Annotated in this window: 16 protein-coding genes; 10 read left to right on the top strand and 6 right to left on the bottom strand. The window is 69.7% G+C overall.

The genetic code is table 11. The features are described from left to right. The 3 genes from CLV67_RS45330 to CLV67_RS45320 all read right to left on the bottom strand — a co-directional run bounded on the left by CLV67_RS45330 (position 1) and on the right by CLV67_RS45320 (position 4116). Positions 1-1629 carry a glycoside hydrolase family 43 protein gene (locus CLV67_RS45330; protein ID WP_106330178.1) on the bottom strand — a complete coding sequence of 543 codons (1629 nt, stop codon included), beginning with the start codon at positions 1627-1629 and terminating at the stop codon, positions 1-3. Between the two features lie 60 nt (positions 1630-1689). Further along, positions 1690-2718 (bottom strand): glycoside hydrolase family 11 protein, encoded by a 1029-nt coding sequence (locus CLV67_RS45325; RefSeq protein ID WP_106330177.1) that lies wholly within the window; start codon positions 2716-2718, stop codon positions 1690-1692. A 300-nt stretch (positions 2719-3018) separates the two neighbouring features. Continuing rightward, positions 3019-4116, bottom strand: a complete 1098-nt coding sequence (locus tag CLV67_RS45320; RefSeq protein ID WP_106330176.1) for a ricin-type beta-trefoil lectin domain protein — start codon at positions 4114-4116, stop codon at positions 3019-3021. 296 nt (positions 4117-4412) lie between these two features. Between CLV67_RS45320 and CLV67_RS45315 the strand changes: the two genes are divergently transcribed. The 3 genes from CLV67_RS45315 to CLV67_RS45305 are packed head-to-tail and all read left to right on the top strand — an operon-like array spanning position 4413 to position 7909. Then, entirely contained in the window at positions 4413-5714 is a 1302-nt protein-coding gene (locus tag CLV67_RS45315; protein ID WP_106330175.1) for a CE1 family esterase, read from the top strand. A gap of 42 nt (positions 5715-5756) precedes the next feature. Beyond that, positions 5757-6278, top strand: coding sequence for a hypothetical protein (locus tag CLV67_RS45310; RefSeq protein ID WP_106330174.1), 522 nt, complete (start codon positions 5757-5759; stop codon positions 6276-6278). Between the two features lie 59 nt (positions 6279-6337). Beyond that, positions 6338-7909, top strand: a complete 1572-nt coding sequence (locus tag CLV67_RS45305) for a GGDEF domain-containing protein (protein ID WP_239166692.1) — start codon at positions 6338-6340, stop codon at positions 7907-7909. A 20-nt stretch (positions 7910-7929) separates the two neighbouring features. On the opposite strand, the gene CLV67_RS51475 is transcribed toward CLV67_RS45305, so the two are convergent. Continuing rightward, on the bottom strand, positions 7930-8346 hold the full coding sequence (locus tag CLV67_RS51475) for a hypothetical protein (protein WP_146169556.1): 417 nt from the start codon (positions 8344-8346) through the stop codon (positions 7930-7932). A gap of 161 nt (positions 8347-8507) precedes the next feature. Between CLV67_RS51475 and CLV67_RS45295 the strand changes: the two genes are divergently transcribed. The 4 genes from CLV67_RS45295 to CLV67_RS45280 are packed head-to-tail and all read left to right on the top strand — an operon-like array spanning position 8508 to position 11636. Beyond that, entirely contained in the window at positions 8508-9329 is an 822-nt protein-coding gene (locus CLV67_RS45295) for a basic amino acid ABC transporter substrate-binding protein (RefSeq protein ID WP_239166693.1), read from the top strand. Next, complete coding sequence (locus CLV67_RS45290) at positions 9326-10120, top strand: amino acid ABC transporter permease (RefSeq protein ID WP_106330173.1); 795 nt, start codon at positions 9326-9328, stop codon at positions 10118-10120. Before CLV67_RS45295 ends, CLV67_RS45290 begins: the two co-directional genes overlap by 4 nt. A 5-nt stretch (positions 10121-10125) precedes the next feature. Next, positions 10126-10908 (top strand): amino acid ABC transporter ATP-binding protein, encoded by a 783-nt coding sequence (locus CLV67_RS45285; RefSeq protein ID WP_106330172.1) that lies wholly within the window; start codon positions 10126-10128, stop codon positions 10906-10908. Then, the gene (locus tag CLV67_RS45280) at positions 10905-11636 is read left to right on the top strand and encodes a M15 family metallopeptidase (RefSeq protein ID WP_106330171.1); all 732 of its coding nucleotides are present in this window, start codon (positions 10905-10907) and stop codon (positions 11634-11636) included. The genes CLV67_RS45285 and CLV67_RS45280 overlap by 4 nt, the downstream gene beginning before the upstream one ends. Here the strand turns inward: CLV67_RS45280 and CLV67_RS45275 are convergent. Then, on the bottom strand, positions 11623-15138 hold the full coding sequence (locus CLV67_RS45275) for a hypothetical protein (RefSeq protein ID WP_170154247.1): 3516 nt from the start codon (positions 15136-15138) through the stop codon (positions 11623-11625). The two genes, CLV67_RS45280 and CLV67_RS45275, sit on opposite strands and share 14 nt — an antisense overlap. Positions 15139-15230: 92 nt before the next feature. After that, positions 15231-16082, bottom strand: a complete 852-nt coding sequence (locus CLV67_RS45270; RefSeq protein WP_106330169.1) for an AfsR/SARP family transcriptional regulator — start codon at positions 16080-16082, stop codon at positions 15231-15233. Positions 16083-17000: 918 nt separating this feature from the next. Between CLV67_RS45270 and CLV67_RS45265 the strand changes: the two genes are divergently transcribed. The 3 genes from CLV67_RS45265 to CLV67_RS45255 all read left to right on the top strand — a co-directional run bounded on the left by CLV67_RS45265 (position 17001) and on the right by CLV67_RS45255 (position 19680). After that, positions 17001-17999, top strand: coding sequence for a LuxR C-terminal-related transcriptional regulator (locus tag CLV67_RS45265; RefSeq protein ID WP_106330168.1), 999 nt, complete (start codon positions 17001-17003; stop codon positions 17997-17999). Positions 18000-18154: 155 nt separating this feature from the next. Further along, positions 18155-18934: an alpha/beta fold hydrolase gene (locus CLV67_RS45260; RefSeq protein ID WP_106330167.1), complete on the top strand. Its 780-nt coding sequence runs from the start codon at positions 18155-18157 to the stop codon at positions 18932-18934. Positions 18935-18999: 65 nt separating this feature from the next. Beyond that, positions 19000-19680, top strand: a complete 681-nt coding sequence (locus tag CLV67_RS45255; RefSeq protein WP_106330166.1) for a type 1 glutamine amidotransferase domain-containing protein — start codon at positions 19000-19002, stop codon at positions 19678-19680. Position 19681 lies beyond the last annotated feature (1 nt).

Here is a 19681-nt window from a genome sequence, read left to right as displayed (position 1 = left end):
TCAGCCGGCGCGGTACACGGCCCGGTCGAAGTCGGCGTAACCGCCCTCGGCGCCCAGGTCCTGCACCCACAGGCCGACGAACGCGCCGGTGAAACCCCACGCCTCGGGTTCACCGGGGACGATTGTGACGGCGTACTCGTCGGACAGCGTGGTGGCGTCGAACGTGCGGCCCAGGCGGTGCCAGACCGACTCGGCGTCCGGGTCGGTGGTGTAGGCGAAGGTCAGGGCCGGGCCGTCGAACCGGGCGCGCAGGCCCACCCGCCGTACGTCGCGCAGCGGGATCCGCAGCCCCGGCGGCGTGGTGACCCGTCCGCTGTCGCAGCACAGCACGTCCAGCACCGGCCGGCCGTCGTCGGCGGCGGTCACGTGCAGGTAGTACCAGTTGCGCGAGTTGTAGTACGCGGTGATGCCCGCCAGCTGCCGGTAGTTGCGGGGCTCGAACTCGCAGACCGCCTCGAAGGTGCAGCGGCGGGACGTCACCCGGCGCGCCACCAGGCTCGGGCGGTGGCGGGCCATCGGCGACTGGCCGCCGTGGATGCGCACGTGCGACCGGCGGGCCGACAGGTCGAGCCAGTCCGGTGTGGCCGGGCGGCGCAGGGTCGACCAGTCGGGACCGAGCACCGGGGCGTCGAAGTCGTCGTCACCGGTCCGGCCGGCGCGGACCGGCCGGGACGACGTGGAGGGCGCCGGGACGTGCTCGGCCGGCACACCGCCGGCAATCGCGGGCCATCCGCCCTCGGGCCACTCCACCTTCTGCAGGGCGGTCTCGCGGCCGAGCACGCACCGGCCGGACGGGGTGTACGGCCGGGCGGCCAGATGTGCCAGGTACCACTCGCCGTCCGGGGTCTGCACGAGGCTGCCGTGGCCGGCCTTCTGCAACGTCAGATCGGGATGGCCGGCCGAGGTCAGCATCGGGCCGGCCGGGTCCACCTCGTACCCGCCGAGAAGGTCTCTTGATCGTGCCACGGTGATCTGGTGCGTCCAGGTGGTGCCGCCCTCCGCGGTCATCAGGTAGTACCAGCCGTCCTTGCGGTAGATGAGGGGCGCCTCGGTCAGACCGGCGTCGGTGCCCTCGAAGATCAGGTGCTCGGGACCGTCGAGCCGGCGTTCGCGATGGTCGTACCGCTGGATGGAGATTCCCGCGAAGCGGTTGTGGCCGGGGCGCCAATCGGCGCGCATCGACAGCATCCAGGTCGTGCCGTCCTCGTCGTGGAACAGCGACGCGTCGAAGCCACGGCCGTGCAGGACGACCGGGTCCGACCACGGCCCATCCATGGTCGGCGCCGTGACCAGGTAGTTCTGCGGATCCCAGTAGCCACCCGCGAACGTGGCCACATCGGTGTAGAGCAGGTGGAACAGCCCGTGGGCGTAGGTCAGGTTGGGCGCCCAGACACCGCACGAGTCGGCGGTCCCGGCCAGGTCGAGAAGCCGGCGCTCGGTCAGCACCCCACCGAGCGGCCGCCACTCGACCAGGTCGGTGGAGTGGTGGACCCGCACACCCGGGTACCACTCGAACGTCGACGTGGCGATGTAGTAGTCGGCGCCGACCCGCAGGATCGACGGATCCGGATGAAAACCCGGCAGCACCGGGTTCCGGATCGTGGAGACGGCGGCCTTGGCGATCGTCATGCAACAACCTCTCGCAGGAGGTGGCGCGGCGGCCCCTGGACCGCCGCGCCATCCGAAGGATCAGCCCTGTCGGCAGCTGACCGTCGGCCAGGTCCAGTTGCCATTGGCCATGATCGTTATGCCGAAGTTGTTGCCACTGCCGTTCGGCCGTGCCGTGATCGTGCCGGTGGTGCCGCTGACCGCGGCGTTCCAGCTGTTCTGGATGCTCTGGCCGCCGTTCAGGTTGAGCGTGACGGTCCAGTTGCTGGTGTTCTGGACGGCCACGTTGAGGTTGAAGCGGTCGCCGTACTGCTGGCCGGCGGAGAGCACCGCGGTGCAGTTGCTGCCCGGGTTGCCCGGGGTCGGGCTGGTCGGGTTGGTGGGCCCGGAGCCACTGCCCTCGCGGACGGTGATGTCCGAACTGCCCTGGCTCTGGTAACCCTCGGTCGCCATCACCTGGTAGGCGTGGTTGGTGCCGAGGTTCAGGCCGGCCCGCGCCCAGGCGTCGAAGTGGTTGGCCGTCGTGATGGTTCCCGAGCTGCGCTTCTGCTGCCGGACGCTCCAGTACTGATAGAACGTCTGGTTGCCGTCGATCGAGGGCGCGTTGACCCGCTGGCTGCGCAGGATGTCGTACGTGCCGCCGTCGGTCGTGACCGTGCCCAGACGGGTGGCGCCGCTGCTCGGGTTGTAGCTGCCGAAGTTCTCCACGACGTAGTACTCGATGAGCGGGTTGCGCGTCCAGCCGTACAGGGCCAGGTAGGTGTTGTTGTTGCCCGGGTTGTAGGTGCCCGAGTAGGTGACCGTCCGGCGGCTGCCGGTCGCCCAGCCCTTACCACCGACCCAGTTGTTGGTGCTGCGGTCCCAGCTGCTGGAATACCGGCCGTCGGCGCGCAGCGTCATGCTGGCGTTGCCGCTGTCCTTCCAGAACGAGAAGTAGTAGCCGTTGTGGGTGCCGGTCAGGTTCGAGGTGAGGGTCCGGTCGGCCTCGGCGTGTGCGGTGCCGGCCACGGTGACTCCGGCGATCGACATGGCGATGGCGCAGGCGGCCCCCGCGAGCACACGGATGCGATTCCGTCTGCCGCGGGCCGGCTGGGGGAGATCTGGGGTCATGTGAGTGGTTCCTCCTCATGAATGGCTGGCGGGGAACAGCCCCACGGGCACGACTGAGCACTCCGGGGGATCGGTGTCGTGGCTCGTGGCGGGGATGACGACCATCGAGGCCCGTCATTGCGAGATCCTGGCCCTCTCGCCGTCATCTTGTCAACAACTTCCGGACATCAGGCGGAAATACCGAACTTGATCTTTAAGGGCTCTGGAGAACAAAAACCCAGTTCAAAGGCTTCAAACGAGACGTGGGTACGCCAGCGCGCCGTAAACTGGCACCGAAAAGACCGACAGCAGCTCCGAAAGTTACGAACCGCGGTTCCAAAGTTGGCCGGCGGCGTTCGTGCAGGTCCGGAGCGTGACGACGGTCCCGTTCGCGGTGCCGCCGGCCTCCACGCACAGTCCCGACTGCGCGTTGCGGATCGTCCCGCCCGACGTGAACGCCCAGCGCTGGTTGGCGGCGCCACTGCAATCCCACAGCTGCGCCTTCGAGCCGGACGTCGCGCCGGTCGGTGAGTCCAGACACTTGCCCAGCGCCTTCAGCGTCTGGCCGTCGTAGGCCCAGCGCTGGTTCGTGGCGCCGCTGCAGCTCCAGATGATCGGCTGGGTCCCGTTCGTGGTGCTGCTGCCGGGCACGTCGAGGCAGCGGCCCGAGGCGATGCCGACCAGCGACTGACCCGTGCCGGTGACCGGGTCGCCGATGGAGCCCTGGACCGATCGCAGTGCCGCGTACCAGGTCGCGGCCATCTTGTCGTAACCACCCGCGGTGGGATGCACGCCGTCGATCAGGTCGCCGGTGGTCAGCGCGCTGTACATGTCGACGAAGTGGACCCGCTTGCCCGCGCTGACCTTGCTCTGCACCATGCCCGGGATGGTGGCGTTGAAGGTGCGGGCCGCGTTGTTCTGGCCGGAGTTGCTCAGCGGGATGATCGAGGCGACGAACACGTCCGCGTTGGGCGCCGTGCTGGTGATCCGGTCGACCAGGCTCGACAGCCGGGCCGGCGCGCCGCCGACGTTGTAGTTCTGCAGGATGTCGTTGGTGCCGATGTGCAGCAGCACGGTCCGCGGGGTGGTGTTGCGCAGCCAGCCGGCGATGTTGGCGTCGATCTGGTCGATGCGCCATCCGGGGTGGCCCTCGTGGTCGTGATCGCCGAGCGAGGACGGCCCGTTGAACTGGCTTCCGACCAGGTCGACCCGGTATCCACCGGCGGCCATCCGCTGCCAGAGGCCGATCCGGTAGCCGCCGGGAACCTGCGTTCCCTCGGTGATGGAATCGCCCAGCGGCATGACGCGGACACCACCGTTGGACTCCGCCGAAGCCGCGCCGGGGAACGCGACGCCTCCAGCGGCGGCGAACGCGGTGATAAGAATTGCCGTAGATAACCAGCGCCTTATTCTAGACATGGTTACTCCTCCTGGGGGATGGGGTTTAGTTATCGCTCACAGGCTCGCGATCGTTGAGTTTCGGCGATCCATGGGAGCGCTAACAGCGGTGCCTGAAGGTTGCCACCATGTTTCACCACATTCAAGCTGCCCGATGTCGCGACCTCGTGTTCCGTTCGGCCGTAACACTTTTCAGTGAGTTATTTTTTGCGCCCCTCCTTCATCTGAAAGCATTGCCAGTAATTCCTCCGTGCCCGACTATTTCTGTTACTCATTGACGAATGCGGATATTCGGACGCGACGAGAGGGAGAGCCCGATGGCGGAACGAAGAGCGCGCAACCGCAGGCTCCTGGCCGCGTCGGCGGCCGCAGTGGCGGTGCTGATCGCCGCGGTGGGAACGGTGGTGTCCGGCGGCATCGCCTCGGCCGGGCAGGTCGGCGTCATGGCGGCCACCGCCGGCTGCGGGAAGGCCCCGACGCTGCGTGACGGCACCTACACGATCCAGAGCGGAGGCCGGGCCCGTACGTACATCCTGCGGCTGCCCGGCAACTACAACAGCAACCAGGCGTACCGGCTCGTCGTCGGCCTGCACTGGCTCAACGGCAGTGCGAACGACGTGGTCGGCAACGGCTTCTACGGCCTGCAGCAGCGATCCGGCAACAGCGCCATCTTCGTGGCGCCGCAGGGTCTCGACGCGGGCTGGGCCAACACCGGCGGACGCGACGTCACCCTCGTCGACGACATCCTGCGTACGGTCGAGAACGACCTCTGCGTCGACACGTCACAGAGGTTCGCCCTCGGATTCAGCTACGGCGGCGCGATGAGTTACGCCCTCGCCTGCGCCCGGCCCGCCGTGTTCCGCGCGGTCGCGCCCATCGCCGGCGCCAATCTCAGCGGATGCTCCTCGGCGTCCCAGCCGGTCGCGTACTTCGGCATCCACGGCACCCGCGACAGCGTCCTGAACATCTCGCAGGGCCGCTCGATCCGTGACACCTTCGTCCGCCTCAACGGGTGCACCGCCCAGAACCCGCCGGAGCCGGCACAGAACAGCGGGACCCACATCAGCACCAACTACGCGGGATGCCGCGCCGGATACCCGGTCCGGTGGGCCGCCCACGACGGCGACCACGTGCCGCTGCCGACCGACCGCAACGCCTCGACCTCCTGGGTGTCCAGCGAGGTGTGGCAGTTCTTCACCCAGTTCGGCAGCACCACCTCACCCTCCCCGTCGAACCCCGGCCCCTCGAGCCCCGGCCCGTCGAACCCCGGCCCGTCGGTGTCGAGCAGCAACCCGCCCGTCCCCGGCGCGTGCCGGGTCACGGCCAAGGTCAACGCCTGGAACAACGGGCTGACCGCCGACATCACCGTCACCAACACCGGAACCACGACCGTCAACGGCTGGAGACTCGTGTTCCGTCTCCCCTCCGGCCAGACCATCACCGGCGGCTGGAACGCCGGCTACAGCCCGAACTCCGGGCAGGTCACCGCGACCAACGTCGGCTACAACGGGGTTCTGGCACCGGGCGCGTCGGCCAGCTTCGGGTTCCAGGCCACCCACACCGGGAACAGCGGGGCGCCCACCGAGTACACCCTCAACGGATCCGCCTGCACCGCCTGACGGATTTCTGTTGTCCGCCGGCCGGGTGCCCGTCTCCCGTACGTGGAAGTCGTCGCACCCGGCCGGCACCGGCGCCCCGCCCCGCTCACATGGCAGCTGGCGGCCGTCGTGCTGTGCTGGCTGACGGTCCTGGCCGTCAGCGGGCGCCAGCGGATCTCACCGGTGGTGCACGACGTCGCGCTGCTGCTGCACCTCGGGTCGGTGGTGGCCGGGTTCGGCGCGGTGCTGATGGTCGACTGGTTCGGGCTGCTCTGGCTGGCCGGCCGGCGCACGTTCGCCGACGTGCTGCGTACCGCCCACGGCGCGCACGTGCCGACGTGGCTCGGGTTCGCCGGGCTGCTCGCGTCAGGTGCCCTCCTCGGCCTGCCGGCCGGGCCCAAGGCGATCGCGGTCCTGGTCGTCGGCGTCAACGGGGTGTACGCCGGAGCGCTGTTGCGCGAGCTGAGCCGGTGGACCGTACCGCCCACTCCGTTGTTGATCCGATCCGGTCTGGCGACCCTGATCTCCCAGGGCGCCTGGTGGACCGCCGTCGTGCTGGGCCACCTCACCAGTCGCGGGGGATAGGTGCCCGGGCCTGCCGGCGGACACCTCACATCCGGGTCCTCGTGGCCGACCATAGGACCATGCGAAACGGGGCCCTGCCGAAGAACCGCCTGCCGGTGCTGGTGTCACCGTACGGGCCGCACCCCGGCCTCGCGTTGCGTGTGCATGACCTGACCATCCGTGGTCACCACACCGAGACGCTGCTCGCCGCCGACGAGGCCGAGGCGATCGCGCTGACGCTCGGCGACCTGCGCACCCACCGGATCGTCCGGCTCGGCCGGATGTACGCCCTGAACGCGCTCGGCCGCCTCGACGAGGCCCTGCAGATCGCCGAGGAGCTGATCGCCGACCAGGCGCTGCTGGGCGGCCCCAAGGCCACCGACGCCAAGATCCTCGCCGACGCCGCCCGGGTCCTCATCCACCTCGGCCGCATCGACGACGGCCTGCACCACGTGGCCCGGTCGATGACCCTGCTCGACGTGGCACCCCGACAGGGGGCGCGCTACTTCTCCGCCATGTCGTCACTCGGCGAGGCGGCCCGCAGCGCCGACCTGTTCGAACTCGCCGACGACGCGATGCAGCGCTGCCTGGAGTCGTTCGACTCCCCGGACGACCTGTACCGCTCCGGCGCCGAACTGACCCACGCCGAGCTGTGGCTGGAGTGGGCGCTGCGGCTGGAGCAGGTCGGCCGTACCGAGGAGGCGGCGGGCCTGATCGCCCGATGCGAGCCGGTCCTGCGGTACTGGCTGGAGCAGGGCATCGACACACCACTGGGCGCGGCGCTGCTCGCCGTCTGCCACGCCAAGTCCGGCCGCATCGCGGAGGCGTTCGCCATCGTCGGCGACCTGCTGCCCCGCATGCGCGCGACCGGCCAGCTGCACGAGTCGCGCCTGCTGCACCTCGCGCACGGGCTCGCGCTGCGCGCCACCGGCGAATGGCGGGCCGCCCGCCGCGAGTTCCGGGCCGGCCTGGAGCACGCCGTCCTGCGGGCGGAGCGGCTGCTCTTCCAGTACGAACTGGCGGTCACCGCCGCGCTCGAGTTCCCCGGCGAGGCCACCCAGTCGATGCTGGAGTCGCTGCACGACCACGTCCAGGCGCTGTGGCAGCTGCGGATGGACCGGCGCACCATGTTGCGGCAGGCCTACCGGCGTGTCGAGCTCGAGGCGGCCCGGACCAGTGCCGACATGGCCGCCACCTCGGACCCGCTCACCGGCCTGGGCAACCGGCGGATGTTCGACCGCCGGATCGGCGCCGTCATGGCCGGCGGATCGCTGCTGCTCATCGACGTGGACCACTTCAAGGCCATCAACGACCGCTACTCGCACGGCGTCGGCGACCGGGTGCTCGGCGAGATCGCCGGAGTCCTGCGCGCGCACTGCCGCCACGACGAGGTGGCGATCCGCTTCGGCGGCGACGAGTTCGCGCTGTTCCTGGCCACCACGGAGAAGGAGGCCCGGCAGGTCGCCGAACGCATCCGCCGCGTGATCGAGTCCCGCGACTGGGACGCCGTCATGCCCGGCCTCACGGTCACCCTGAGCATGGGCCTGGCCGCGTGCCGCCCCGGCGAGGCGGGCCGCGACCTGTACGACCGGGCCGACGCCCACCTCTATGTCGCCAAACGGGCCGGCCGCAACCAGCTCGCCGCCGCCTGACCAGCGGGTACTGAACCGATTCAGACCTCGACCGGGCGAGGTCGCACGCCGAGCGAGCACGTGCCGGGATGCCCGTCGAACAGCGCGCAGCCCCGGTCGTCGCGGTCGTCCCGGTCGTCCCGGTCGTCCCGGTCGTCCCGGTCGTCGTGCTCGTCGTGCTCGTCGGGTTCGGCGGACTGAGGCGTGCTCGCCGCCGAGCACCAGGTGTAGGGATTGATCTCGGAGGCGCTCAGCGTCCACTGGACCCACCACGTCGTCGTGCCTCCCTGGTGGCCCAGTGCCGCGTGCGAGCCCTCGTGGCCCTGCTCGAGCTCGCAGCGCAGGGCCGACTGCACGCTCGGCGCGTCGGCCGGCAGCTCGTTGAAGAAAGCGAGCTGGGCGGCGTCGAGCGTGATCCTGGCCGGGCAAACCTTCAAATCTTCGCTGACGATCGACATGTGTGTATGAGTGCCCACTCGGGGTGGAGTCTTAACCGGTTAATCGCAAACGGACTTCCGGCGGTCGTGCCCGCGCCGGGGGAGTGCCCACCCGCCCGGTAGGCCACATTGGATTAGTCTGTCATGGTCCACTATGGTTCTGATCGGGCCGGGAGAGACATATGAGCATGCTCGGACACATTCCGAGGACGGCTGTACTGGCGGTCGCCGTGCTGGCGATGGGCATGGCGGGGTGCGCCAAGGAGGACACCGGCGGCACCACCGCGAGCGGGGTCCCGCTGATCAAGACCGGCTCGCTGACCACGTGCACGCACCTTCCGTACGCACCGTTCCAGTCCAAGGACGCGAGCGGCAAGGTCGTCGGCTTCGACGTGGCGCTCATCGACCTGGTCGCCGTGAAACTGGGCGTCACGCAGGCGATCGTCGACACGCCGTTCGAGGGCATCAAGTCCGGCGCCGACCTCAACTCCGGCAAGTGCGACGTGGCCGCGGCCGGGATGACGATCACCGACGAGCGCAAGAAGGTCCTGGACTTCTCCGACCCGTACTTCGACGCCACCCAGGCGCTCGCCGTGAACACCGGCAGCCAGGTCAAGGGCCTCGACCAGCTGGTCGGCAAGCGCCTCGGCGTGCAGGGCGGCACCACCGGCGAGGACTACATCAAGGCGCAGGTCGCGGAGAAGAAGCTCGACATCGAGGTGGTCTCCTACAAGGACCTCGCCGCGCTCCAGCAGGCACTGGCCACCAACCAGGTCGAGGCGGCCGTCAACGACCTGCCGGTCTGGAACGAGTACATCAAGGCCAACCCCGGCAAGGTCGCCGTGGCGGCCGGCTTCGACACCGGCGAGCAGTACGGCTTCGCCGTCAAGAAGGGCAACGCCGAGCTGCTCAAGGCCGTCAACGAGGCGATCGCGGCGGCACGCGCCGACGGCACGTACGACAAGATCTACGCGACCTGGATCGGCGAGAAACCCGCCGCATGAAACTGAGTCCACGTCGCCGGAGGAAGGTCTTCCGTGTCGCCGGTTACGTCGTCTTCGGCCTGGCGATCCTCGCCGTCGTCGGCGCCGCGGACTGGGCGCGCCTGTCCGAGGCCTTCTTCCGGCTCGACATCGCCGGGGAGATGTTCCCCGAGGCGATCACCGTCGCTCTGCGCAACACCATCACGTACACCCTGCTTGCCTTCGTCTTCGGTCTGACGCTCGGGCTGATCCTGGCGCTGATGCGGCTGTCGTCGATCCTGCCGTACCGCTGGTTCGCCACCGCGTACATCGAGCTGTTCCGGGGCCTGCCGTCGCTGCTCGTGCTCTTCATGGTCGGGTACGGCGTGCCACTGGCGTTCCCGGACCGGGAGATCCCCGGTGGCGTGTACGGCTCGGTGACCGTCGGCCTCGGCCTGACCGCCGCCGCGTACATGGCCGAGACCATCCGCGCCGGCATCCAGGCCGTTCCGAAGGGGCAGCTCGAAGCGGCCCGGACCCTCGGCATGTCGCACCCGCGCGCGATGGTGTCGATCATCCTGCCGCAGGCGTTCCGCATCGTGATCCCGCCACTGACCAACGAGATCATCCTGCTGACCAAGGACACGTCCCTGGTGTACGTCCTGGGCGTCACCGCGACGACGATCGAGCTCACCAAGTTCGCCGGCGACGCGCTCAACACCCGGGTCAACCCGACGCCGCTGGTGGTGGCCGGGTTGCTCTACCTGGTGATCACGCTGCCGCTGTCGCAGCTGGTCCGCGGTCTGGAGCGCCGCGCCGGACGGGAGAGGTGAGTGGAATGTCGACGATCGAGATCAGCGGCCTGCACAAGTCCTTCGGCGCCCTGGAGGTGCTGCGCGGCATCGACCTGGAGGTGGAGCCCGGCGAGGTGGTCTGCGTCATCGGGCCGTCCGGGTCGGGCAAGTCGACGCTGCTGCGCTGCGTGAACCTGCTCGAGGAGCCGACCGCCGGTTCCATCCGGGTGGCGGGCGTCGAGGTCACCGACCCGGACTGCGACATCGATGCCGTACGCCGTGGGATCGGTATGGTCTTTCAGCAGTTCAACCTGTTCGGGCACCTCACCGTGCGGGAGAACGTGACGATCGCCCAGCGGCGGGTCCTCAAGCGCGGCCGCGCCGAGGCCGAGCGGATCGCGACCGGGAACCTGACCCGCGTCGGCCTGCTCGACAAGGCCGCCGCTTACCCGGCCCAGCTCTCCGGCGGTCAGCAACAGCGCGCCGCGATCGCCCGTTCCCTGGCGATGGACCCACAGCTCATGCTCTTCGACGAGCCGACCAGCGCCCTCGACCCGGAGCTCGTGGGCGAGGTGCTCGCGGTGATGCGCGGGCTGGCCGCCGAGGGTATGACCATGCTCGTGGTCACCCACGAGATGGCGTTCGCCCGCGAGGTCGCCAACCGCGTCGTCTTCATGGACGGCGGCGTGATCGTGGAACAGGGGCCGCCCGCGGACGTGTTCGGCCGGCCCCGCGAGGAGCGCACCCGCGAGTTCCTGCACCGCGTCCTCGAACCGGCGAGCGTCAGTGAGACCGAGATCGGCGTACGCAAGGATGGGTCGGCATGACGGCCGATTCCTTTGTCCTGCTCTCCGACCCCCGCATCGACGCCATCGAGGCGGGGGACTCGGGCGAGCCCCTCGTCGATCTGCGTACGGTGTCCGGGCTCCGGCTCGACCGGCGTTACGCCGACGAGGCCGGCGCGTTCGGCCATCTGCGTGAGGGCGTGGTGTCACGGCTGCTGGACGCCCAGGCCGCGCTGCCCGGCGGCCTGCGGTTCCTGATCACCGAGGGGTATCGCCCACTGGACCGGCAGCAGTCGCTGTTCGACGGCTACCTCGGCGAGCTTCGCGCCCGGTACCCCGAGTGGCCGGAGGACCGGGTGTACGTCGAGGCCACCAAGTACGTCTCGCCCGTGCACGTGGCGCCGCACAGCACCGGCGGCGCGGTCGACCTGACGCTGTGCACCTCCGACGGCGTCGAGCTCGACATGGGCACCCCGGTCGACGCGACGCCCGTCGAGAGCGCGAACGCCTGTTTCACCGCGGCGGGCAACATCGGAGAGCCGGCGCGGCGCAACCGGCGGGCCATGTCGGCGGCGCTCACGTCGGCGGGCCTGGTGAACTATCCGACCGAGTGGTGGCACTGGTCGTACGGCGAGCGGTACTGGGCCCATGTGACCGGCAACAGCCGCGCCCGCTACGCCCCCGTCCGGCTGAACCCGGCGAAACACGCCGATGGCCGGACCCGCCCCGCGGCGGATCCGGCCATCGCGGCCGAGGTCAGGCGGCCGTGAAGCTCACGCTGGCGGCCTTACCGGCCAGACCGGCCCCGTTCACCGCGGTCACCAGCACCGTGACCGGCGTCGCCTTGGCCGCGGTCACGGTGACCGGGGCCTGCAGGGTGGTCCCGTCCACGGTGGCGAACACCTTGCCGTTGACGGTCACCAGGTAGGCGCTGATCCCGGAGGAGCCCGCGGCCGGCGCCGTCCACGTGACGGTGAACGACTTGCCGGTCGTGCCCTTCGCGACCGGGCTGGTGATGACCGGCGCCGCGAGCTTGGCCGAGTCGACCATGACCGTTCCGGCCGGCGCGTCGGTGCTCAGGCCGGCCTGGTTGGTGGCCTGGACGACGACCTGCCAGGACCCGTCCTCGGGAACCGTCACGGTGGCCGTCGTCGCCGTCGCGGTGGCGTTCGCCTTGACCGTCTTGGTGCCGTTGGCCGCGGTGATCGTGTAGCCCTTGATGCCCGACTCGGCGTCCACGGCGGCCGCCCACGACACCTTGATCGCCTTGACCGCCTGGGCGGCGGGCAGCTTCGCCGGCTGGGCCGCGACCGGGGCGGTCGTGTCGATCCAGACCGGGGCGGACAGCGCGGCCGTGCTGACGTTGCCGGCCTTGTCCACGGCCGTGACCGACCAGACGTGCTTGCCGGGCGGCGTGGTGACGGCCGTCGACGTCGCGGTCGCGGGGACGGTGGTGACCTTGGTGCCGTCCAGGGACACGAAATACTCGGCGAGGCCGCTCAGACGGTCGGTGGCCGCCTTCCACGTCAGCACGGTCCCGTTGTTCCCGACCGTGACCTGGGCGGCCGCGGTCGGAGCGGTCTGGTCGTGCGTGAAGACGGTCGTCGCGGTGTTCGAGGACACGCCGATGCCGCTGACCGCGGTGACCGTGACCGTCTGCTTGCCGTCGGTCGGCTTGAACGACCAGCTGGTCGCGGTCCCCGGCAGCGTGGCCTTCTGGTTGCCGGCCGACACCAGGTACGACGTGATGCCGCTCTCGGGGTCCGTGGACGCCCTCCAGGTGACCGTGACCGGGCCGGTACGGGTGAGGCTGTCGGCCTCCGGCGACACGATGACCGGCGGTGACGGTGCGGTGCGGTCGACCGTCGCCGCGAACGGGGTGGCCTTGCCGCTGTTGCCGGCCGCGTCGACGGCGGTGATCGTCCACGTGTGAGCGCCGTCGTTGGCCGTGATCAGCGCCTCGGGCTTGGTGACGACGACGGGGGCGCCGCCGTCGGTCTGCACCTTCCACGACACGGGAGAGCCCTTGTCGGAGGGGGCGGTCCAGGTCAGCTTCGACTGGTCGGCCGACACCTTGACGGTGTTGACCGCGTCCGGGGCGGCCGAGTCGACCTTCACCGAGACGGTGGCGGTCTTCGAGACCACGCCGGCCAGGTTCGTCGCGGCGACCGTGATCGGGTGGATGCCGTCGGCCGGTACGGTCACGGTCGCGGTGGTGACGTTCCCGGCCACCGTGGTGGACTTGTCCTTCAGCGCCACCGTGTACGAGGCGATTCCGGAACCCGGCGCGGAGGCGGCGTTCCAGACGACCTTCACGTCACGGCTCTTCACCCAGGTGTCGGCCGCCGGGGCCGTGATGACCGGTGCGACCGGGGCGGACGGGTCGATCCACACCTTGACCTCGGTGGCGGGGCCGACGTTGCCGGCCGCGTCCGACGGCTTCACCGAGACGGTCCGCTGACCGGCCGGGATGGAGACCTTGGCGGTCGGGGTGGTCACCGTGGTGACGAGCAGGCCGTCGACGCTCACCGCGTACGACACGGCCGTGCCCGTGTCGGCGGGGGCGGTCCAGGTGACCGACTTGCCGTCCACGCTCACCTTCAGGCCGGTGACCGCCGCCGGTGCGGTCGAGTCACGCCGGAAGGCCTTCGGCGCGCTGCTCTTGGTCAGGCCCACACCGTTGACCGCGACCACCGCGACCGTGTTCTCGCCCTCGGCCAGCGGCACGTCGGCGGTCAGTGCGTCGCCCTTGGTCTCCTTGACGACGGCGCCGTTCACCAGCACCCGGTAGGCGGAGATCGCGGACTCCTTGTCCACGGCCGCGCTCCACGTGATCGTCTGCACGGCCGCCTTCGTTGCGGCCGCCGCCGTCACGATGACCGGGGCGACCGACGGGGCCGTGGTGTCCGCCGCCGCCGCGGGCAGGACCTCGACCGTCGCATTGACCGGGCTGACCATGGTGACCTTCAGGGTCATCCCGCCCGGGATCTGCCAGCTGCCGGCGACCGGCAGGTTCGCCGCCGAGAACGCCGTCGCGGTGCCCGGCTGCAGATCCAGCAGCTGGGTGGTCGGCGGGTTCGTCGCGGTCCGCAGACGGGCCTGCACACCGGCCCACGACGGGGCGCGGGTGTCCCGGCCGGCCGCCGGGCGGAAGTCGACGAACACGGTGCCGGCGGACGTCGGGATCTTCAGGCCGCTGGTGCCGGTGTGCGCCGACAGCGCCGACAGCTCGACCGTGGTCTTCTCCCACGTGGAGGCCGTGACGGTCTTCTGCAGGCCCAGATAGTCCCCGAACGCCGCGTTGAGGTTCCCGGACCGGACCCCGCGCATCGCGAAGCCCATCACGTCGGTGACGTCCTCGTACTGGGCGATCGTGCAGGTGTCCGACAGGGTGACGCGGGCGCCCGACGCCGTGCAGGTCGCCTTGTTGGCGTGCCCGAGGCCCAGGTTGTGGCCGAACTCGTGGGTGAGCACGTCCTCCAGCGGGTAGCCGTTGATCCAGATGATCGACCCGTTCACCGAACCGAGGCCCGCCCAGGAGCAGTCCGCCTGCTTCGGGAAGTAGATCGCCACGTGCTCGTTGGGATTCACCGGCTCGGAGACCCCGTGCGCGGCGAGCGCGGCCTGGTAGATGCCGGTGTAGTTGCAGCTGCCGGACGGCGCGATCACCTGCCGCCAGTCACGGACCTCGAGCCCGATGTCGATGCCACCGCCGGACTGCTCGGCCCAGTAGCTCTTCGCCTGGTTCGCGAGCGCCGTGAGTGACGTCTGGGTCTCGGCGTCCTTGCCCGACCAGAAGATCGGCAGCACCTTCAGCTTGTGCGCGCCGAGCGTCACCCCCTGCGGGCCGGTCGACGCCGCCGAGTCGGCCAGCGTCGCGTCGACGACGGCCGCCGGAGTCGGGCCGAGGGCGCGGACCGGACCCGAGGCGGGCACCTTCGCCGCGGCCGCCAGCGCCGCCGCCCGGCTCGTGCCGGGGCGTACGCGCAGCTTGATCGTGGCCTTCTGGCCCGTGTCGGCACCCGCCAGCGAGCCGGGCGGGACCGGCAGCAGGAACCCGTCGACCCGCACCATCGCCACTTCCTGTGTCACGTGGTCGGTGTGCTCGTCGTGTTCGGGGTCGACGATGGCGGACAGGACCGTCCCGGTCACCGACAGAGTCTCGGTGCCCGAGGACGCGAACGCTGTGCCCGGCACGAGCGATGTGGCCGCGATCGCGGAGGTGACGATCGCGCCACCGAGGCTCTGGGCGAACAACCGGCGGGGTCTCATGAGCCCAGTCATCGACCGTATGCCCCGCGACTTGAAGGAATCACCCGCCTCCAGGGGTTGCGAGACGGTGCTCGCGACCCCTGGAGTCCCGTTCAGAACGCGGGGGACCGGGATCTGGCCAGGTGCAGGCCGGCGACCGCGGACAGCTCGGGCGCCTTCGCCAGCAGCGCCTGGTGGAGTCGCTGCAGGTGGTTGGAGGGTTCCACGCCCAGCTCGGAGCGCAGGGTGGCGCGCAGCGTGCGGAACACCTCCAGCGCTCGCCACTCGGCGCCGATGCGCTGGAAGGCGATCATCAGCAGGGCGCTGAGGTTCTCGTGCATCGGGTGCTGGGCGACCAGCCTGCGCAGGTCGGGGATCAGCTGGGCGTGCCGGCCGAGCGCCAGATCGCTGACGATGCGCTGCTCCTCGGCGCGCATGCGGGCCTCGTCCATCCCGATGATCTCGAGGGAGAGGACCCGGCCGACGGGCACGTCGATCAGGGCGGGCCCGCGCCAGAGGGCGAGGGCCGCGTTCAGGTGGGCGGACGCCTCGGCGGGGTGGCCGCGGTCCAGGTCACGCTCACCGGCCTCGGCCAGCCGCTCGAACTCGTGCAGGTCGAAGCCGCCGGGTTCGAGGTCGAGCTGGTACCCGTTGAAGGCGGTGGCGAGCACGTCCTTGGCGTTCGGGCCACCGGCGGGCAGGCTCGTGGCGATGAGCCTGCGCAACTGCATGATGTACGTCTGCAGGGTGGTCGGGCCGGTGCGCGGGATGGCGTCGCCCCAGAGTTCCTCCATCAGAGCCGGCACCGGCACGATTTGTTTGCAACGCAGCGCAAGTAATGCGAGCAGTTGCCGTTGTTTTCCCGCGGAGGGCACCAGTGACGTGCCCCGGATTTCGACCCGAATCGGGCCTAGAACGCCGATGTCAACCGATTCCTTGTGGGTGCTGGTTCCCGTAGGATGCATGCGGCAGCTCAATCCTTACTTTTCCGGATGTGAATTGCTGACCTGGATATCCGCGCCCGGCAGTGGCAATCAAAAATGGATGCGAAGCCGGGGAGCGCATCGTCATTGATGTGTCTCACCTGCGAAGACGATGTCACATGACGTTGCGCGAGCCCCCGTTCCATACCATCGGCCGCATGTCGATCGCGGTGCATGCCAATGGGCAGCATCGATATCCTCAGTCACTCGGAGTCTACACGGGATCGCTCTGGGTGTCTGCGGTCACGGCGGTCCCGCAACTATTGCGAAGACCACTCCGTCATTTGTCCGGATCAATCGATTGATCTGGGAATCCGATGCCAACAATGAATGGCTTTGAACGATCGGCTCGGGTTTTAGACGGTCGGCCCGCCGTGCCTCCTCGGACACCTTCTCGCCCGGAGCGCTCCCACCGTCGCAACCCCGCACCGCGCCGCGTGGTGGTCCGCGGTCCGATCCGCACCACACATCACCACGCGAGGCGTTCCGGTCGGCTGCGTGGTGACCTGTGCCCGCCTGCAAGCCGCAGGTCACCACGCGAACTACTCTGCCGGGCTGCGTGGTGAGGTGTGCCCGCCCGCAAGCCGCAGGTCACCACGCGAACTACCCTGCCGGGCTGCGTGGTGAGGTGTGCCCGCCCGCAAGCCGCAGGTCACCACGCGAACTACCCTGCCGGGCTGCGTGGTGAGGTGTGCCCGCCTGCAAGCCGCAGGTCACCACGCGAGCTACTCTGCCGGGCTGCGTGGTGAGGTGTGTCCGCCCGCAAGCCGCGGGTCGGCACGGGAGGCGTTTCGGCCGGGAGGAGTGGGTTCTCTAGTACGGCTCTAGCGGTTCTTCAGTACGGGCCGTGACACTCCGGACCGCGTGTGCATGTAGGCCGAGGAGTACGGGGGCTCCGGGATGCGGGATCACGACACGGTCCATGATGATGCGCCGGCACTGCCGGTGGTCGACGAGGAACTGCTGACGGTCTACCGGCGGATCCTGGAACGGGATCTGCTCGACCTGGCGGCACTGGAACGCGAGTTCGGCCCGGACGGTGCGCGCCGCGCCATCCGTACGCTGACCGAGGCCCGCCTGGTGCGGCCGGTCCCGGGCGACGGCGGCCTGGCGGTGTTACGGCCGGACGTCGCGGCGTCGACGCTGATCCGGCCGCTGGAGTCCGGCATCCGCGAGGCGCAGCAGCGGATCGGGCGGATCTCCGGCGAGTTCGACCGGCTCATGGCGGTCTACAAGGCCACCATGGAGCACCGCAACCGGCAGGACGGCCTGATCGACGCGATCGCCGACCCGGACACCGCCCGGCAGCTGGTGCGCGACCGGATCGCCGGCGCCCGCAAGGAGGTCCTGGTCATGTGCGGCCCGGACCCCGAGCCCGCCCGGCGGTTCGAGTGGTCGCCCTTCGCGGCGAACGACGGGGTGCGGCTGTGCGTGCTGCATCAGCACGCGGCCCGCCATCACGGTGACGTGCAGGAGCAGGCCGCCGCGGTCACGGCGGGCGGCGGGCAGATCCGTACGGTCGAGAAGCTCTGGACCAACCTCTGCGTCATCGACCAGGAGATGCTCCTCGTCCTGCACCGCTGCGGAGCGGTCCTGGTCAGTCAGCCGGAGGTCGCCGCCGCGGTGGGCGTCCTGTTCGAGCAGATCTGGAGCCGGGCGAAACCCTTCCACGGCGAGAGCACCTCCCGCTCCGAGGGGCGGGTCCTGCGCGACGACGTGCGCCGGGCGATCATCTACTACCTGGCCGAGGGCATGCGTGACGAGAGCATCGCCCGCCGCATCGGGGTGTCGGTGCGGACCTGTCGGCGGCACATCGCCGAGGTGCTGGAACAAATGGGTGCACAGAGCCGTTTCCAGGCCGGTTATCTCGCCGCGAAACAGGGTCTTCTCGACCTCTGAACTCCACATTCGACCCGGGCTCGCCCGGGCCTTTCGCATGCCCGGAGAAAGCATTTGTTTCCCCTTGTTGCCATGCAACATGCTGAGGGGTTCGCGTCAGCTTTTCCCGTGTCAGCATGGAGCCAATACAGAGAAACGAGAAAAGGAGATCCATCATGCGTACGGTGTCCGTGGGAAATGCACGGGTGAAGTACACGGTGACCGGGTCCGGGCCGGTCGTGGTGCTGGTGCACGGAGTCGGCAAGGGCGGGCAGAGCGCCTTCGGCCACCTGGTCGAGGAGTTCGCCGAGCGCCACACGGTGATCCTGCCCGACCTGTCCGGCAGTGAGGCGGCCGAGGACGACGGTGCCCCGCTGACCGTCGAGGTGCTGGCTGAGCAGGTCAACGCGGTGATCGACGACTACGGCACCACGCCGGTCGACCTGATCGGCTTCTCGCTCGGCGGCGCCGTCGTGGCGGCGGCCGCGGCCCTGCGCCCCGACCAGATCCGCCGCCTCGTCCCGATCGGTGGCCTGGTCAAGACCGACATGTACATGCGCAACCTGATCGGCCTGACGCTGAGCCAGCGCCACGATCCGGTCGCGTTCGGGCGGGTGCTGACCAGCACCGCGTTCAGCCCGCAGTACCTCAACAGCCTGGACAGCCTGGAGGAGATCGACACGCTGGGCGCCGAGCTCAGCCCGTCGTCGGGCCGTCTGCGTCAGCTCGAGCTGCTGGTCCGCGTCGACATCAGCGACCTGCTCGCCAAGGTGCGCGCCGAGACCCTCGTGGTCGCCGCCTTCCCGGACGCCGCCGTCCCGACCCACCACTCCCGGGAACTGCACGCCGGCATCGCGAACTCCCGCTACATCGAGATGGACAGCGGCCACATGGTGCTGTTCGAGCAGCCGCAGGACTTCATGAAGCTGGTCGGCGAATTCCTCGGAAAGGCCTGACCGGAGAAAACGGGTGGGCGCTGGAGGAAAGCGCCCACCCGCATTGAGGTGAATGGAGGGAAACAATGGCTCGAATTCTTCTGGCGGTCAGTAGTCACGACGTTCTCGGCGACACCGGCGACCGCACGGGGTACAGCGTGTCCGAGGCAGCCCACCCCTATTTCGTGTTCACCGCGGCCGGGCACGAGGTCGACTTCGTGTCGGTGAAGGGCGGCGAACCACCGGCCGTCGTCTTCGACGGCGAGGAGGACGAACCCGAGGTGGTCGCCTTCCTCACCGACAAGACGGCGCAGGCCAAGCTGGCCGCCACCCGGCCGGCCGCGCGGGTCGGCGCCGAGGACTACGCGGCGATCTTCTACGTCGGCGGCCACGGCGCCATGTGGGACTTCCCTGATTCGCCCGATCTGGCCCGGCTGGCCGTCGGTGTCTACGGGCGCGGCGGCGTCGTCTCGGCGGTCTGCCACGGCCCGGCCGGCCTGCTCAACCTGCGTCTGCCGGACGGCTCGTACCTGATCGACGGCAAGCGGATCAGCTCCTTCACCAACGAGGAGGAGCACTCGCTCGGCCTCGTCGGCGTCATGCCGTTCCTGCTCGAGGACGAGCTGATCAAGCGGGGCGCCCGGCACGCCAAGTCGCCGAACTACGTGGCGCACACCGAGAACGACCAGCGGGTGATCACCGGACAGAACCCGGCGTCGGCCGCCCTGGTCGCCGAGCAGGTCGTCAGCGAGCTCAAGCACCTTTAGG

Source organism: Actinoplanes italicus (genome assembly GCF_003001815.1).
GTDB lineage: Bacteria > Actinomycetota > Actinomycetes > Mycobacteriales > Micromonosporaceae > Actinoplanes > Actinoplanes italicus.
This window is presented reverse-complemented; position numbering and strand designations above follow the sequence as displayed.